Raw genomic sequence first — 14144 nt, 5'->3', positions numbered from 1 at the left:
GCGACCGTGATTCCACTGGAGCTCCACCCATGCGCACGCTGTACCCGGCCATCACCCCTTACGACGTTGGCAGCCTGAAGGTCGACGACCGCCACACGCTGTATTTCGAGCAGTGCGGCAATCCGCAGGGCAAGCCGGTGGTGATGCTGCACGGCGGCCCCGGTGGTGGCTGCAGCGACAAGATGCGCCAGTTCCACGATCCGGCCAAGTACCGCATCATCCTGTTCGACCAGCGCGGCGCCGGCCGTTCCACCCCGCACGCCGACCTGGTGGACAACACCACCTGGGACCTGGTGGCCGATATCGAGAAGCTGCGCGAGCACCTGAAGGTGGAGCGCTGGCAGGTCTTCGGCGGCAGCTGGGGCTCCACGCTGGCACTGGCCTACGCGCAGACCCATCCGCAGCGGGTCACCGAGCTGGTGCTGCGTGGCATCTTCATGCTGCGCCGCTGGGAACTGGAATGGTTCTACCAGGAAGGTGCCAACCGCCTGTTCCCGGATGCGTGGGAGCATTACCTGGCGCCGATCCCGGCGGTGGAACGCCACGACCTGATTTCCGCCTTCCACCGCCGCCTGACCAGCGACGATGAAGCCACCCGGCTGGCCGCAGCCAAGGCGTGGAGCGTGTGGGAAGGCGCCACCAGCTTCCTGCACGTGGACGCTGACTTCGTGAACAGCCATGAAGACCCGCGCTTCGCGCTGGCCTTCGCGCGTATCGAGAACCACTACTTCGTCAACGGCGGTTTCTTCGAGGTCGAGGAGCAGCTGCTGCGCGATGCGCACCGTATCGCCGATATCCCGGGCGTGATCGTGCACGGCCGTTACGACGTGGTGTGCCCGCTGCAGAATGCGTGGGAGCTGCACAAGGCCTGGCCGAAATCCACGCTGGAAATCAGCCCGGCGTCGGGCCATTCCGCGTTCGAGGCGGAGAACATCGACGCGCTGGTGCGCGCCACGGATGGCTTCGCCGCGTGATGCCCGTGCCCACTCACGGTGGGTACCTGCCGGCGATACGGTTGCGGTAGGCCACGACCGTTGGTCGTGGCGGCGTCAGTTCGACCGCGCCGTGATCTCCAGCGCGGTGAACACCCGTGCCAGGCGTTCGGCCCAGGCCCGCTGACCGGCGGCATCGGCGATCAGGTCCTGGCGGATTTCCAGCTCCACGTGCAGCAGCCCGCGGCCTTCGCCGTGCACCGGCACCGCGTAATCGCTGGTGCTGCTGACCGAATACGGTTGGTTGTCGCCCACCACCAGGTCGCCTTCATCGCGCAGTGCCTGCAGCAGCGCATGCGCCAGGCGCGTGTCCTGGTGGTACAGCACCCCGGCATGCCACGGCCGGTCCGCACCATTCATGCGCGGGGTGAAACTGTGCATCATCACCAGCAGCGTCGGGCGCTGCTGCCCGGCGCGCGCATCCAGCTCCGCAGCGATGCGCGCGTGGTAGGGCGCGTGGATCGCATCGATGCGCTGCTGGCGCTGCGCGGCCGACAGCCCGGCGTTGCCCGGCACCACGGTATGGTCGCTGACCTCGGGGATCAGCGTCGGTGAGGCCAACGGCCGGTTGCAGTCGATCACCAGCCGCGAATAGGTCTGGGTGATCGCCCACGCGTCGAGCAGCCCGGCCAGTTCGCGGGTGACCCCGGCAATGCCGATGTCCCAGCCGATATGCCGGTCGCGCTCGACCTGCGCCAGCCCCAGGTTCGCCAGCACCTCCGGCACCTGCTGGCCGGCGTGGTCGGCGATCAGCACATAGGGCGAACGCCCGGCCGGGTGCAGCACGGTGAACGGCGCAGGATCCCCCGCGCCAAGCAGGGGCGTGGCCGCCTGCGGACGTGCGCGTGAATCAGCCACGCGCGGTCCCATCCAGGTGGTGCTCGATCATCCACAGGCCGGCCCACAGCTTGGCGTCCAGCTGGTAGCCCTGGCCCATCTTCTCCACCAGCCAGGCCGCCGCCCGGGCACGGGGAACTTCATGCACGGTGATGTCCTCGCTGGCATCGCCGCCGCCCGCGCCGACCTTGCGCAGGCCGGTGGCGCGCACGAAGGCGATCTTCTCGCTGCTGGCCCCGGACGAAGTCGGTCCGATCATCAATACTTCGGCATGCTCGGCGGTCCAGCCGGTTTCCTCTTCCAGCTCGCGCACGGCGGAGTCTTCAATCGATTCACCCGCGTCGATATCGCCCACCAGCCCGGCCGGCATCTCGATCGTATTGGCCTGCAGCGGTACGCGGAACTGCTCCACGAAAAGCACGTTGTCGTCGGGGGTGACGGCGATGATGATCGCGGCCAGCCCGCCGGCATGGGTACGTTCGCTGTACTCCCACGTTCCGCGCACGACCATGCGCTGGTACTTGCCTTCGTAGACGACCTTCGGGGCTTGCGTGTTGGGACTCATGCGAACTCGCTGGCAGGAGGGGAAATGTCAGGAACGCCGGCCGCAGTGAACAACCGGCGTCGCGTCAGTGGACCAAAGCGCAGCGCCTCGCACAGGCCCTGCAGCATCTGCGGGTCGGCGCTGGTGCGACTGAAATCGGCCTGCGCCGCGTCCAGCGGCGCATCCAGCGCGATGGTGGTCAGCTGCCGCCACAGCAGCGCATGCTCGCGCTGCTCGCGCAGGCGCACCGCCATCTGGGCGGCGCCGCGCAGGCGCAGGAACGGTACTTCGTCCAGTCGCTCATACAGGGTGTCCAGGCTGCCGAAATGGGCCAGCAGCACCGCCGCCGATTTGGCGCCGACGCCGGTCACCCCGGGAATGTTGTCGACCGCATCGCCGCACAGCGCCAGGTAATCGGCGATCTGGTGGGCATGCACGCCGTGGCGCGCCTTGACCCCGGCCATGCCCCAGCGCTGGTTGCGGGCGTAATCCCACTGTTCGTCATGCTCGAACAGCAGCTGCGACAGGTCCTTGTCAGCGGATACGATCACCCCGCGCATGCCGGCCGCGCGGCGCGCATGCAACGCGCTGCCGATCAGATCGTCGGCCTCGTACTCGTGGTGAGCCAGCACGGTCAGGCCGAGCGCGCTGCACAGTGCCTTGCAGTGCGCGAACTGGCGGCGCAGCGCGTCCGGCGCCGGGTCGCGGTTGGCCTTGTAGGCGGCATAGAGACTGTGACGGAAGCAGCTGTCCAGCGCCTCGTCGAAGGCAATGGCAATGTGCTGCGGGCGCTCGCGTTCGAGCAGGTCGAGCAGGAAGCGGGCAAAGCCATGCACTGCATTGGTCGGCCAGCCCTGCTGGTCCTGGAACTCATCGGGCATCGAGTGCCAGGCCCGGAACACATACAGGCTGGCATCCACCAGATAGAGAGGCGTGTGCACTCAGCCCACCCAGTCCTGCAGCAGCGCGGCCGGATCGGGGCGCTCGCGTTCGGGCACCGCGGTCCTGGGCGTACCGATATGGATGAATCCTGCGATCCGCTCATGGGCGGCCAGGCCCAGGTGGGCGTGCACGTCCGGGTCGAAGGCAATCCAGGCAGTCAGCCACTGCGCACCAAAGCCCAGCGCCTGCGCGGCCTGCAGCAGCGCGAAGCAGACGCAGCCGGCGGTCATCAGCTGCTCCTGCTCAGGCACCTTCGGGCTCGGCGTAGGCGCGGCGATGACCGTGATGATCAGCGGGGCATGTGAAAAGCGCAGCCGGTCCTTCTCGATCTGTGCGTCGGAGGCGGTGGGGTCGCGCTCACGGCTGCGCCGGGCCAGGAATTCACCCAGGCGCAGGCGCGCATCGCCGGCGATTCGCAGGAACCGGTAGGGCACCCGCTTGCCGTGGTCGGGCACGCGCACCGCTGAGGTCAGCATCCGCTGCAGGGTGGCAGGGTCCGGTCCGGGCGCGCCCAGTTGCAGGGCGGGAACCGAACGGCGGGCGTCCAGGGCTTGCAGCGCGGGGGAGTCGAGCATGGGGTCTCTATGGGGCATCCAGATGGCCCTGATTATAGTCGGGGCAGTTTGTGACCCGCCTTGCGGCGATCTCCCGCCCATTTGCGACAAACCGTGATGAACCGCACCTAATTAATGGCATTCCTTCACGTCGCTGTACTCGCTTCCCACCCGCGCTGGCCTTACGATACAAGGCCTGCCGGCGCCCGGGTCATGAGGTTCAAAGTGCGGACTGTTTCACTGTCCCTGACCGGTGGGCCGTCCTACCATCCGCGTGCTGGTGTCTTGGGGATGCCCGTGCCTGTTGTATCCATGCTGCATTCTGTACCTGCGAGGGTGGGGAGCCTTTTCGCATGATCGCCACGCCCAACGTATCGGGACAACCGGGCCGCGACCCGGCGCTGTTGAAGCTTGCGCGCGAGGCCGCCCTGCCGGGGCTGGTCGAATCGTTCGCGACCGTGATCGCACGCTTCGACGACGTGCTGTTCGACCGTGCCGGCACTGCAGGCGCGTCGCAGCTGCTGTTCCTGGATGGCATGCGTGAACTGCGTCGGCGCCGCGAGGACATCGTGGCCGGCTTCCGTGGGCATCTGGACCGGGCATGGGAGGCATTGGAGCGCGCTGAACCGCTGTCGGCCGAAGCCACGCTGGCCGGCCAGGGCGAGGAAGGGCTGAGCCTGGTTCCCGAGCACGTGCTGGAATCGCGGCTGGCGGTGCGCAACTTTGCCACCGTGCTGCTGCGCGACTGGAAGCCGGTGCTGGGCCGTCTGGACCGCCGCCTGGGGTGGATCGCCGGCGGCCTGGAATTGAGCGCCGACACCAACCCGATCAGCCCGGAGCATATCGGCGTGGCCATCCATGAGGCCTTTGCAGACTGTGAACTGGCGCCGGAAGTGCGCTTGGTGTTGATCAAGCTGTGCGAGCGCGACCTGCACGCACCCATTGGCAAGCGTTACGAGAAACTCGACGAACAAATGGCGGCCGCCGGTGTGATGCCGCAGATGGCTGCGCCGCGCCGTGCCGCGCCGCGTCCGCCTTCGCCCCGGCAGGAGCTGGACGAGCTGGTCGAGGCACTGGAAACCGAAAGCGGCGCCGCCGACGACAATGCGGCCCCGGCGTGGGCGCGCCGCTTCGCCGACCGCTGGGCGGCCAGCCGTGGTCGCATGCAGTCGGCACAGGCCGCGCATGACCATGCCAGCGAAGGCCCGGATGGGATGAGCGGCAACCAGGGCATGCTGCTGGAAGCGCTGCACGAGCTGCTGCAGCAGACCCGGCATGTCCGCGAAGACGCGACCTCCGCCGCCAGCGTGGCGGTGGGGCAGCAACGCCCACTGAGCCAGCGTGAAATGATGTCGGTGCTTTCGCTGCTGCAGGCCACCCCGAGTGCGACCCTGCGCGCGGCGATCGGCGAAGACGGTGAATCGCTGGCCCAGCGGCTAAAGAGCGAAGTGCTGTCCGGCGCGACCCGGCTTGGCGTGGACCCGGCCCAAGCGCGCCTGGACCCGCAGGATGAAGACGCGATCGACCTGGTCGGCATGCTGTTCGATGTGATGCTCGATGAGCGCGACCTGGAAGGTCGCTCGCGTGAGCTGATCGGCCGGCTGGTGGTGCCCTTCGTGAAGGTGGCCATGCTCGACCGCCGCATGTTCGTGCAGAAGACCCACCCGGCGCGCAAGCTGCTCAATTCACTGGCCGAGGCCTGCGAAGGCAACACCGGCGAGAGCCAGGCCGAACGCGTGCTGATGGGCAAGGTCGAGGAGATCATCGAGCGGCTGGTGGCGGAGTTCAATGAGAACCTGGCCATCTTCCTGACCCTGGAAGAAGAGTTCCGCGATTTCCTAGCCCAGCACCGGCGCCGGATCGAGATTGCCGAGCGCCGCGCGGCCGAGACCCAGCGCGGCCAGGAAAAGCTGGAAGTGGCACGCACCCGCGCGGCCTCCGAGTTGGACTGGCGGATCGCGGACACCGCGCTGCCGCAGGCCATCGGCGATTTCCTGCGCCAGCCGTGGCAGCACCATCTCACCCTGGCCGTGCTGCGGGAAGGCGATGACGGCCCATCGGTGAGCGAGGCGCTGGCGCTGGCCGACGGGCTGCTGGAAGAAGTGGCCGAGGCGCGCCGGCAGATCGTCGGCAAGCCGTGGCTGCAGGCGTGGCACCCGGTGCTGCGCAAGGTGTTCGCCAGTGTGGGCGTGCATGCCGATAGTGCCAATGCGGCGATCGATTCGCTGCATGACACGCTGCAGTCCATCGCTGAATCGCGCCCGGAACTGGAACGCGCGCTGCCGGAGCTGCCGCAGGTGGTACTGCCGACGCCGCCGGCGGCGGACAGCCCGGGCGTCGAGCTGGGCAGCAAGGTCGATGTCACTGACTTCGACAATGCCGATGCCGACCGTTTCCGCGGCCTGGAGATCGGCAGCTGGCTGGATTTCGTCGACAAGGACGGCAAGGTCCAGGCCGGCAAGCTGTCCTGGGTCAGCCCGATTTCGCAGCGCCTGCTGTTCGTGAACCGTCGCGGCGTGCGCTTCTGCGTAGCCTCGCCGGAAGAACTTGCGGTCATGGTGCGCCTCGGCCGCCTGCGCGCGCACATCGACGATGGCGCCTTCGACAGCGCCATGCAGGGCGTGATCGATCGCCTCGATACCAAGGGCGCTACGGTTCACTGAGGTTGCCGCTGGCAGCAACGTCAACGTCAACGGCAGCGTTTCGGGTGCTACGTGTTGGGGAGGCCGGCGGGCAGCCCCTTACGGGACACGCCGTAAATACATCCTTGTAGGCTTGGCAAAAACATCCATGTTTTTGACAGTCCCTACGGGGGCTACCCGCCGGCCTCCCCCGACGCTGGGTCGCACGCGGATGCAGAGAGCAGCCACGCAGGGCGTGGCTCTACGCGAATCAAACGGCTTCTTGGGCACGGTAGGGTCGGTTCCCAAACGACTGCCGTTGCGCCCTCCGCGCCCGGTAACGCATCACACTGATCGAATTCGGCTTTTGACCTTCGTTGACAACCGACCCACTGTCGAGGGCGGGTCGGGGCGGGTTTGCGGGGGTGTGAGCCGCATGGATGCGGCGACCAAGCCCCCATGGATGGGTTCACGGCGTCCCCCGCAAACCCGCACCGTCCCGCCAAGCCAGACGGCCTCTCAGCACCAGACTGTTCGCCCAACTGCATGAAGCTGCCGGCCAGCGGCCGGCACCCAGGCGACGCCCGATTCCAGGCACCGCTTCCAGCGGAAAGGTCTCCCACCCGACCAATCGGGTTACGATCCCACCACTTACCGCTGCTCGGGGACATGCATGGCTGTCGAGGTGTTGGGGGTCAAGGAACACGCGCAGGGCGAACGCCGTGTAGCGTTGACGCCGGAAACGGCGCGCAAGTACATCGCGCTGGGCGCCACCGTGTGGATCGAGCCGGGCGCCGGAACCCGCGCCGGGTTCACCGACCAGGCCTATCTGGACGTCGGCGCACAGCTTGCCGATGACACCCGCCTGGGCCAGGCCGACATCGTGCTGTGCGTGCAGCCGCCGGAAACCGCGCGGCTGGGCCAGCTCAGATCCGGCGCCAGCCTGGTCGGCATGCTGCACCCGCAGGCCGACGCCGAACGTGCCGGCATGATCCAGTCGCGTGGGCTGCAGGCGTTTCCCTTGGAGCGCCTGCCGCGTACCACGCGTGCGCAGTCCATGGACGTGCTCAGTTCGCAGGCCGGCATGGCCGGCTACAAGGCGACGCTGATTGCGGCCCAGCTGGCCCCGCGTTTCTTCCCCATGCTGACCACTGCCGCCGGCACCATCCGGCCGTCGCGCGTGCTGGTGGTGGGCGCCGGCGTGGCCGGGCTGCAGGCCATTGCCACCGCGCGCCGGCTTGGGGCGCAGGTGGAGGGCTTCGATGTGCGCCCGGAAACCCGCGAACAGATTGAATCGCTCGGCGGCAAGTTCCTTGATCTTGGGGTCAGCGCGGTGGGCGAGGGCGGTTATGCGCGGCCGCTGACCGACGAAGAGCGGGCCGAGCAGCAGCGCCGGCTGGGCGAGCACCTGCGGTTGGTTGATGTGGTGATCTGTACCGCCGCCGTGCCCGGCCGCCCCGCGCCGAAGATCGTCACCAGCGCGATGGTGCAGGGCATGCGCCCGGGCAGCGTGATCGTGGACCTGGCGGCTGAAACCGGCGGCAACTGCGAGGCGACCCGGCCGGGGGAGACCGTCGACGTGGGCGGAGTCACCGTGGACGGCCCGCTCAACCTGGCCAGCCAGGGTGCGGTGCACGCCAGTGAGATGTATGCGCGCAACCTCTACAACTTCGTCGCCCTGTTCCTGAAGGACGGCGCGGTGGCGTTTGATTGGGACGATGAGCTGCTGGCGAAGACGCGGTGGATTGCGAATTGATGGAACGCACAGGGTAGCGCGGGCTGTCAGCCCGCCGCCTGGGCGCATCGCCGACCGGCCGCCGGCACTAGCGCGGCGGCAGATCCTTCACCGGGTTGGCCTTGAGCCACTCCTGCCGCTGTTCCGGGCTCATGCTGCCCCAGCGCTCGCGCAGCGCATCGCGCTGGGCCGGGGTCATGCCGCGCATCTGTGCGAACAGCGCGCGTGCCTGCTCGCGCTGCTCCGGGCTCATGTTCTCGAAGCGGTGGCGGCCGCGCCGGGCCAGCTCGCGCTGTTCCGGGGTCATGCTCTGCCAGCGCTGGCCATGCTGGAGCATGCGCTCGCGCTGCGGTGGCGGCGCGCCGTTCCAGCGGTCACGCACCGGCGCTATCAGCGCATCGCGCTGCTGCGGGGTGAGCTTGTCCCACTCCGGCAGCGTTGGGGCCTGCGCGGCGCTGGCCGCGCTCAGCGACAGCAGCAACAGCGCCAGGGTCAGTCGCGGTTTCATGTCTACTCCATTGCCAGGTCGGTGGCGCCCAGCCACAGGTACAGGTCCGGATTCTCGTCGAGCACGTCGCCGCTGTCATCCGCCGCCACGCCGGCCACCTGCGCGGGTGGCGCCACCGGCGGGCGCGCGTTGAAGCTGATGCCCAGCCCCAGCGCCACCACCAGCGAACACGCAGTGGCCAGCCACCAGCCGTGCGCGCGCCCCCGCTGCGGCACATGCCGTGCGGCGCGCAGGCGTGCCAGCGTGGCCGGAGAAAGCTGGGTCACCGCGTGCGCGTGCAGCTGCGCCAGCGCGGTGTCATCGGGAAGGGCGGGGGGCACGGGGCGGCTCACAGTTCAATCTCCAGGTGCTGCTGCAGCGCCTGCCGGGCGCGCGAAAGATGGGTTTTGACTGCGCCCTCGCTGCAGCCCATGGCCGCCGCGGTGGTGGCGCCATCGAGCTGCTGCAGCACGCGCAGGGTGAACGCCTCGCGCTGGCGCGCGGGCAGTTCACGCAATGCCCTGACCAACGCGGCGTACTGATCTCGTTGCTCGTGGGCCTGGGCCGGGCCCGGTCCAGGATCGGCCCAGTCGATGTCGTGGTCGCCGGCCAGCTCATCGCTGCTGCGCCAGAACCGCAGCCGGAAGCCGCGGCGGCGCTGCAGGTCGACTACCCGGCGGCGCAGGATGCTCCAGAACAGCGGTGACCACTCTCCTGCGGGCTTGTCGCGGTAGGCCAGCATGCGCAGCATCGCGTCCTGCACCGCGTCCAGCGCATCGTCACGCTGGCGCAGCCCGGCCTCGGCGAAGCGGAACGCGCGCGGGCCGATCCCGGCCAGGAACGCATCCAGTGACACCGGCAGCGCGGTTTCGGCATCGGCATCGTTGGCCAGGGTCGGCAGGGAAGGGCTCACCAGCACAGGGTAGCGCTCGCGCAGGGGGATACCGTGAGAACGCGCCAGCACGGCCTGGGTTGACCGCCCTGCAGAACGGTTCAGCGCATGGTTATGATGCACGGGACGGGATGACCGCCGGGAAGAGGGACAGCAATGAGCGACGGGTTCGTGGCGTTGTATATCTTCATGCTGGCTGCGATCGCAGGCCACGTGATCATTTCGCGGGTGCCGGTGATCCTGCATACCCCCTTGATGTCCGGGTCCAATTTCATCCACGGCATCGTGCTGATCGGCGCCATGGTGGTGCTGGGCCACGCGCAGACCCCGCTGGAAAAGATCATCGGCTTCATCGCCGTGGTGCTCGGTGCGGGCAATGCCGCCGGTGGCTACGTGGTGACCGAACGGATGCTGGACATGTTCAAGCCCAGCCAGAAGCGTGACGCCGGGGAGAAGGCGCCTTGAACGTCACCACCGCGCAACTGCTGCAGTGGCTCGTGCAGGTGAGTTACCTGGTCGCCGCCACCCTGTTCCTGCTCGGCCTGCAGCGCATGGCCTCGCCGATGACCGCGCGCAGCGGCATCCGCTGGGCCGGTCTAGGCATGCTGATCGCCACGGTGGCGACCTTCTTCCTGCCCGACCTGCACAACGTGCCGCTGATCCTGGCCGCGGTGGCGATCGGTACGGGCGTGGCGTGGTGGTCGGCCAAGCGCGTGGCCATCACCGACATGCCGCAGATGGTGGCGCTGTACAACGGCATGGGCGGCGGTTCGGCCGCCGCAATCGGTGCGGTGGAGCTGCTGCGCTTTTCGTTCCTGGCCAACCGCGATACCACGCACTGGAGCGCGCAGGCCATCGCCGAACTGAGCGCGCGCCAACCCTCGGCCACGGTGCTGGCGCTGGCGGTGATCGGCTCGGCGATCGGCGCGGTGTCGCTGTCCGGCTCGATCATTGCCTGGGCCAAGCTCGATGGCCGGCTGGACCGGCGCGTGACCTTCCCCGGCCAGCAGGCGTTCAACCTGCTGGTGGCGCTGGCGATGGTGGTGCTGGGCATCTGGGCGGCAGTGACCCTCAGCCCGGTGGCGATCATCAGCTTCTTCGTGGTCGCGCTGGCGCTGGGCGTGCTGATGACCCTGCCGATCGGCGGCGCCGACATGCCGGTGGTGATCTCGCTGTACAACGCCTTCACCGGCCTGGCGGTGGCGTTCGAAGGCTATGTGCTGGGCAACGAAGCGCTGATCATCGCCGGCATGATGGTCGGGGCGGCGGGCATCCTGCTGACCCGCTTGATGGCCAAGGCGATGAACCGGCCGATCAGCGGCGTGTTGTTCTCCAACTTCGGTGGAGGCGGCACGGCGCAGGAAATCACCGGCGCGCAGAAGCCGATCGAAGCCAGCGATGTGGCCGCCATGCTGGCGTTTGCCGAGCGCGTGGTGATCGTGCCCGGTTACGGCATGGCCGTGGCCCAGGCCCAGCACAAGGTGTGGGAGCTGGCGCAGCGGCTGATCGAGCGCGGCATCAAGGTGAAGTTCGCGATCCATCCGGTGGCCGGGCGCATGCCGGGTCACATGAATGTGCTGCTGGCCGAAGCGGGCGTGCCCTACGACCTGATCGCCGACATGGACGACATCAACCCCGAGTTCCCCACCACCGACGTGGTGCTGGTGATCGGTGCCAACGACGTGGTCAACCCCGTCGCGCGCACCGACCCGGCAAGCCCGATCTACGGCATGCCGATCCTGGACGTGGTCAACGCGCGCAACGTGGTGGTGATCAAGCGCGGCAAGGGTACCGGGTTCGCCGGCATCGAAAACGCGCTGTTCTACGCCGACAACGCGCGCATGCTTTACGGCGATGGCGCCGGCGCGGCGAGCGCGCTGGTCAGCGAGCTCAAAGCCCTCGACGGCGGGCATTGATTCGATCGGCGGGTCACGACCAACGGTCGTGACCTACCGGGTATGCGGACGCCGTTGAGCAACAACGGTCGTGACCCTGATCGACGGTAGTCACGACCGTTGGTCGTGACGCGCTCACCGCGCGATCCACCAGCCGACGACAAGGGCAACTGCCAGCCACAACAGCTCGCCAACCCCGTTGGCCAGCTGAACCAACGTGAACGCCATGAACGGCCCCATCCGCAACGCTGATTCCCACGGACCCAGTCCCAGCGAGCCGCCCAGGTAGGCCGAAGCGATGCCCCAGTTGGCCGCCAGCGCCACCAGCAGGGTGCCCAGCAGGGTCAACGCCACCCGCGGCAGGCCACCGCGCAGGTTGCCCAGGCGCAGCATGAAACCCAGCTCAAGGGCCACCAGCACGGCCATCCAGCCTGCCTGGCGGCCGCTCAGCAACGCGATGAACAACCAGGCCAGCGTGGCCGTGACGACTCCTAGCAACAACAGCGGGGGCCAGAGCCAGTGGGCGGACCTGGCGGGCGCAGAGGTGGGCGGCATGCATTCTTCCTTTGGACCGCAACAGGATACCGGCTTGCAGGGTGACCGGCGCGTGGGCGGCCACTGGGCTAAAATAAGCGCCTTGCGGGAATCGGCCGCGACCCCATATCGATCCACATGTACTCCCGTAGCAGCGAACCCGTCCACTTCGAACGCGACTGCGAGGCCGTCATGGTCCCGCAGGGCGAAACGGTCACCTTGCCCGCCGGCAGCTATGGGTACATCACCCAGGCGCTGGGCGGCAGCTACACCGTGTTTGTCGAAGGCAATCTGTTCCGCATCGCCGGCAAGGATGGCGACGCCATGGGCAAGGAACCGCCCGCGCCGCTGGAACTGCCCGCCGACGCCTCCGATGAGGAGGTTGAAAAGCTGGTGTGGCAGCAGCTCCGGACCTGCTTCGACCCCGAGATCCCGTTCAACATCGTCGACCTGGGCCTGGTCTACGAGGTGGAGCTCAAGCACCTGGACGATGGCCAGCGCGAGGTCGACGTCAAGATGACCCTGACCGCGCCGGCCTGCGGCATGGGCGACATCCTCGTCGACGACGTCCGCAGCAAGCTGGAAATGATCCCGACCGTGGCCGAAGCCGATGTGGAGCTGGTGTTTGACCCGCCGTGGAACCAGAACATGATGTCCGAGGCCGCGCGCCTCGAAACCGGCATGCTGTAATCGAACCCGTAACCAGAACAGGAAATTCCCGGTGTCCCAGTCTTCCGTGAGCTTCACCACCACCCGTTCCGCCCAGCCGCGCAGCAGCGAGGAGCGTGAGCGCATCCTGGCCGCCCCCGGTTTTGGTCTGCACTTCACCGACCACATGGTGGAAGTGCGGTGGGACAAGGACACCGGCTGGCACAACGCCAGCGTGCGGCCGTATGGCCCGCTGCAGCTGGACCCGGCCGCAGCGGTGCTGCATTACGGCCAGGAAATCTTCGAAGGCATCAAGGCCTACCGGCATGCCGACGGCTCGATCTGGACCTTCCGCCCCGAGGCCAACGGCCGCCGCCTGCAGCGTTCGGCGCAGCGCCTGGCGCTGCCGGAACTGCCGGTGGAGATCTTCGTCGAGTCGCTCAGGCAGCTGATCGCCGTGGACGCCAGCTGGGTGCCGTCGGCCGACGAATCCAGCCTGTATTTCCGTCCGTTCATGATCGGCGATGAAGCGTTCCTCGGGGTGCGCGGCGCGCAGAAGGCGGGCTACTACGTGATCGCCAGCCCGGCGGGCCCGTACTTCGCCAAGGGCGTGGCGCCGGTGTCGATCTGGCTCTCCACCGAATACGCGCGTGCGGCCAAGGGCGGCACCGGTGCGGCCAAGTGCGGCGGCAACTACGCCGCCTCGCTGCTGCCGCAGCAGAAGGCGCAGGCCCAGGGGTGCTCGCAGGTGCTGTTCCTGGATCCGGTCGAGGGCAAGTACCTGGAAGAACTGGGCGGCATGAACGTGTTCCTCGTCTACAGGGACGGCACCCTCGTGACCCCCGAGCTGTCGGGCAGCATCCTGGAAGGCATTACCCGTGAAAGCATCCTGCAGCTGGCCCGCGACCGTGGCATGAAGGTCGAAGAGCGCAAGGTCAGCATCGATGAGTGGAAGCAGGGCGTGGCGTCGGGCGAGATCACCGAAGTGTTTGCCTGCGGTACCGCCGCGGTAGTCACCCCAATCGGGCAGCTGAAGGGCGAGGGCTTCTCGGTGGGCGACCTGGGCGCGCCGGCCGGCGAAGTGACCCTGTCGCTGCGCAAGGAGCTGACCGACATCCAGTACGGCCGCGTGCCGGACCGCCATGGCTGGCTGGTACGCCTGGACGCCTGATCGCGCAAGGTCGCTGGACACCCAAGGCCCACCTGGCAACGGGCGGGCCTTTTTCATGGGCGTGGAACGCGCAGGCCACAGCTTGCCCTGGCTGCGCGTGGGACTGTTGAAACTCATCTCTGAACGATCCAAACATACCCAACCCATTGATGCGCAAGCAATGTCCTTGTCATGACGCACAAGACAGTGACGCAGGACACGAAAAACGCTCGGGGTGACCGCATCGGCCCCCGAAAGTTTCTTCACATTCACAAACCGTTGACCCGAAAAGTCTCAGATCGGAATTTTCACA

15 protein-coding genes are annotated in these 14144 nt (G+C 67.8%); 7 read left to right on the top strand and 8 right to left on the bottom strand.

The features are described from left to right. Nucleotides 1-29 precede the first annotated feature (29 nt). Nucleotides 30-974: a prolyl aminopeptidase gene (gene pip / locus ACGFZ3_RS08175; RefSeq protein ID WP_392919000.1), complete on the top strand. Its 945-nt coding sequence runs from the start codon at nt 30-32 to the stop codon at nt 972-974. 75 nt (nt 975-1049) lie between these two features. On the opposite strand, the gene ACGFZ3_RS08170 is transcribed toward pip, so the two are convergent. From ACGFZ3_RS08170 to ACGFZ3_RS08155, 4 genes are read right to left on the bottom strand one after another with little or no spacing between them, the layout of a single operon-like run. Next, complete coding sequence (locus ACGFZ3_RS08170) at nt 1050-1862, bottom strand: N-formylglutamate amidohydrolase (RefSeq protein ID WP_392918997.1); 813 nt, start codon at nt 1860-1862, stop codon at nt 1050-1052. Continuing rightward, complete coding sequence (locus ACGFZ3_RS08165; protein WP_392918994.1) at nt 1843-2394, bottom strand: NUDIX hydrolase; 552 nt, start codon at nt 2392-2394, stop codon at nt 1843-1845. Before ACGFZ3_RS08165 ends, ACGFZ3_RS08170 begins: the two co-directional genes overlap by 20 nt. Then, a complete protein-coding gene (locus ACGFZ3_RS08160; RefSeq protein ID WP_392918991.1) occupies nt 2391-3314 on the bottom strand; it encodes a 5'-3' exonuclease H3TH domain-containing protein in 924 nt (307 codons plus the stop codon). The genes ACGFZ3_RS08165 and ACGFZ3_RS08160 overlap by 4 nt, the downstream gene beginning before the upstream one ends. Further along, nucleotides 3315-3890 (bottom strand): nitroreductase, encoded by a 576-nt coding sequence (locus tag ACGFZ3_RS08155; protein WP_392918988.1) that lies wholly within the window; start codon nt 3888-3890, stop codon nt 3315-3317. A gap of 332 nt (nt 3891-4222) precedes the next feature. Between ACGFZ3_RS08155 and ACGFZ3_RS08150 the strand changes: the two genes are divergently transcribed. Together ACGFZ3_RS08150 and ACGFZ3_RS08145 are read left to right on the top strand one after the other, a co-directional pair. After that, a complete protein-coding gene (locus ACGFZ3_RS08150; RefSeq protein ID WP_392918985.1) occupies nt 4223-6532 on the top strand; it encodes a DUF1631 domain-containing protein in 2310 nt (769 codons plus the stop codon). Between the two features lie 631 nt (nt 6533-7163). Continuing rightward, nucleotides 7164-8246: an NAD(P) transhydrogenase subunit alpha gene (locus ACGFZ3_RS08145; protein ID WP_392918982.1), complete on the top strand. Its 1083-nt coding sequence runs from the start codon at nt 7164-7166 to the stop codon at nt 8244-8246. Nucleotides 8247-8313: 67 nt separating this feature from the next. Here the strand turns inward: ACGFZ3_RS08145 and ACGFZ3_RS08140 are convergent, their stop codons facing one another. From ACGFZ3_RS08140 to ACGFZ3_RS08130, 3 genes are read right to left on the bottom strand one after another with little or no spacing between them, the layout of a single operon-like run. Continuing rightward, complete coding sequence (locus ACGFZ3_RS08140; protein ID WP_392918979.1) at nt 8314-8733, bottom strand: DUF3106 domain-containing protein; 420 nt, start codon at nt 8731-8733, stop codon at nt 8314-8316. A 2-nt stretch (nt 8734-8735) separates the two neighbouring features. Next, nucleotides 8736-9065, bottom strand: coding sequence for a hypothetical protein (locus ACGFZ3_RS08135; RefSeq protein WP_392918976.1), 330 nt, complete (start codon nt 9063-9065; stop codon nt 8736-8738). Continuing rightward, entirely contained in the window at nt 9062-9631 is a 570-nt protein-coding gene (locus ACGFZ3_RS08130) for an RNA polymerase sigma factor (RefSeq protein ID WP_392919921.1), read from the bottom strand. The genes ACGFZ3_RS08135 and ACGFZ3_RS08130 overlap by 4 nt, the downstream gene beginning before the upstream one ends. 129 nt (nt 9632-9760) lie before the next feature. Between ACGFZ3_RS08130 and ACGFZ3_RS08125 the strand changes: the two genes are divergently transcribed. Then, complete coding sequence (locus tag ACGFZ3_RS08125; protein ID WP_068849390.1) at nt 9761-10069, top strand: NAD(P) transhydrogenase subunit alpha; 309 nt, start codon at nt 9761-9763, stop codon at nt 10067-10069. Next, the gene (locus tag ACGFZ3_RS08120; protein WP_392918972.1) at nt 10066-11520 is read left to right on the top strand and encodes an NAD(P)(+) transhydrogenase (Re/Si-specific) subunit beta; all 1455 of its coding nucleotides are present in this window, start codon (nt 10066-10068) and stop codon (nt 11518-11520) included. The genes ACGFZ3_RS08125 and ACGFZ3_RS08120 overlap by 4 nt, the downstream gene beginning before the upstream one ends. Nucleotides 11521-11634: 114 nt before the next feature. Here ACGFZ3_RS08120 and ACGFZ3_RS08115 read toward each other — a convergent pair whose 3' ends face one another. Then, complete coding sequence (locus tag ACGFZ3_RS08115) at nt 11635-12054, bottom strand: hypothetical protein (RefSeq protein ID WP_392918970.1); 420 nt, start codon at nt 12052-12054, stop codon at nt 11635-11637. 117 nt (nt 12055-12171) lie between these two features. On the opposite strand from ACGFZ3_RS08115, the gene sufT reads away from it, so the two are divergent. Continuing rightward, nucleotides 12172-12723 (top strand): putative Fe-S cluster assembly protein SufT, encoded by a 552-nt coding sequence (gene sufT / locus ACGFZ3_RS08110; RefSeq protein ID WP_392918968.1) that lies wholly within the window; start codon nt 12172-12174, stop codon nt 12721-12723. Nucleotides 12724-12754: 31 nt separating this feature from the next. Beyond that, entirely contained in the window at nt 12755-13852 is a 1098-nt protein-coding gene (locus ACGFZ3_RS08105) for a branched-chain amino acid aminotransferase (protein WP_392918964.1), read from the top strand. The last annotated feature ends 292 nt before the right edge of the window (nt 13853-14144 follow it).

This window comes from Stenotrophomonas sp. NPDC047960 (assembly GCF_043204395.1).
Taxonomy (GTDB): Bacteria; Pseudomonadota; Gammaproteobacteria; order Xanthomonadales; family Xanthomonadaceae; genus Stenotrophomonas.
This window is presented reverse-complemented; position numbering and strand designations above follow the sequence as displayed.

Excerpts from the sequence above, each read along its gene's own strand:
- pip (WP_392919000.1), top strand. The coding sequence starts at position 30 with ATGCGCACGCTGTACCCGGCCATCACCCCTTACGACGTTGGCAGCCTG.
- ACGFZ3_RS08170 (WP_392918997.1), bottom strand. The coding sequence starts at position 1,862 with ATGGGACCGCGCGTGGCTGATTCACGCGCACGTCCGCAGGCGGCCACG.
- ACGFZ3_RS08165 (WP_392918994.1), bottom strand. The coding sequence starts at position 2,394 with ATGAGTCCCAACACGCAAGCCCCGAAGGTCGTCTACGAAGGCAAGTAC.
- ACGFZ3_RS08155 (WP_392918988.1), bottom strand. The coding sequence starts at position 3,890 with ATGCTCGACTCCCCCGCGCTGCAAGCCCTGGACGCCCGCCGTTCGGTT.
- ACGFZ3_RS08150 (WP_392918985.1), top strand. The coding sequence starts at position 4,223 with ATGATCGCCACGCCCAACGTATCGGGACAACCGGGCCGCGACCCGGCG.
- ACGFZ3_RS08145 (WP_392918982.1), top strand. The coding sequence starts at position 7,164 with ATGGCTGTCGAGGTGTTGGGGGTCAAGGAACACGCGCAGGGCGAACGC.
- ACGFZ3_RS08140 (WP_392918979.1), bottom strand. The coding sequence starts at position 8,733 with ATGAAACCGCGACTGACCCTGGCGCTGTTGCTGCTGTCGCTGAGCGCG.
- ACGFZ3_RS08125 (WP_068849390.1), top strand. The coding sequence starts at position 9,761 with ATGAGCGACGGGTTCGTGGCGTTGTATATCTTCATGCTGGCTGCGATC.
- ACGFZ3_RS08115 (WP_392918970.1), bottom strand. The coding sequence starts at position 12,054 with ATGCCGCCCACCTCTGCGCCCGCCAGGTCCGCCCACTGGCTCTGGCCC.
- sufT (WP_392918968.1), top strand. The coding sequence starts at position 12,172 with ATGTACTCCCGTAGCAGCGAACCCGTCCACTTCGAACGCGACTGCGAG.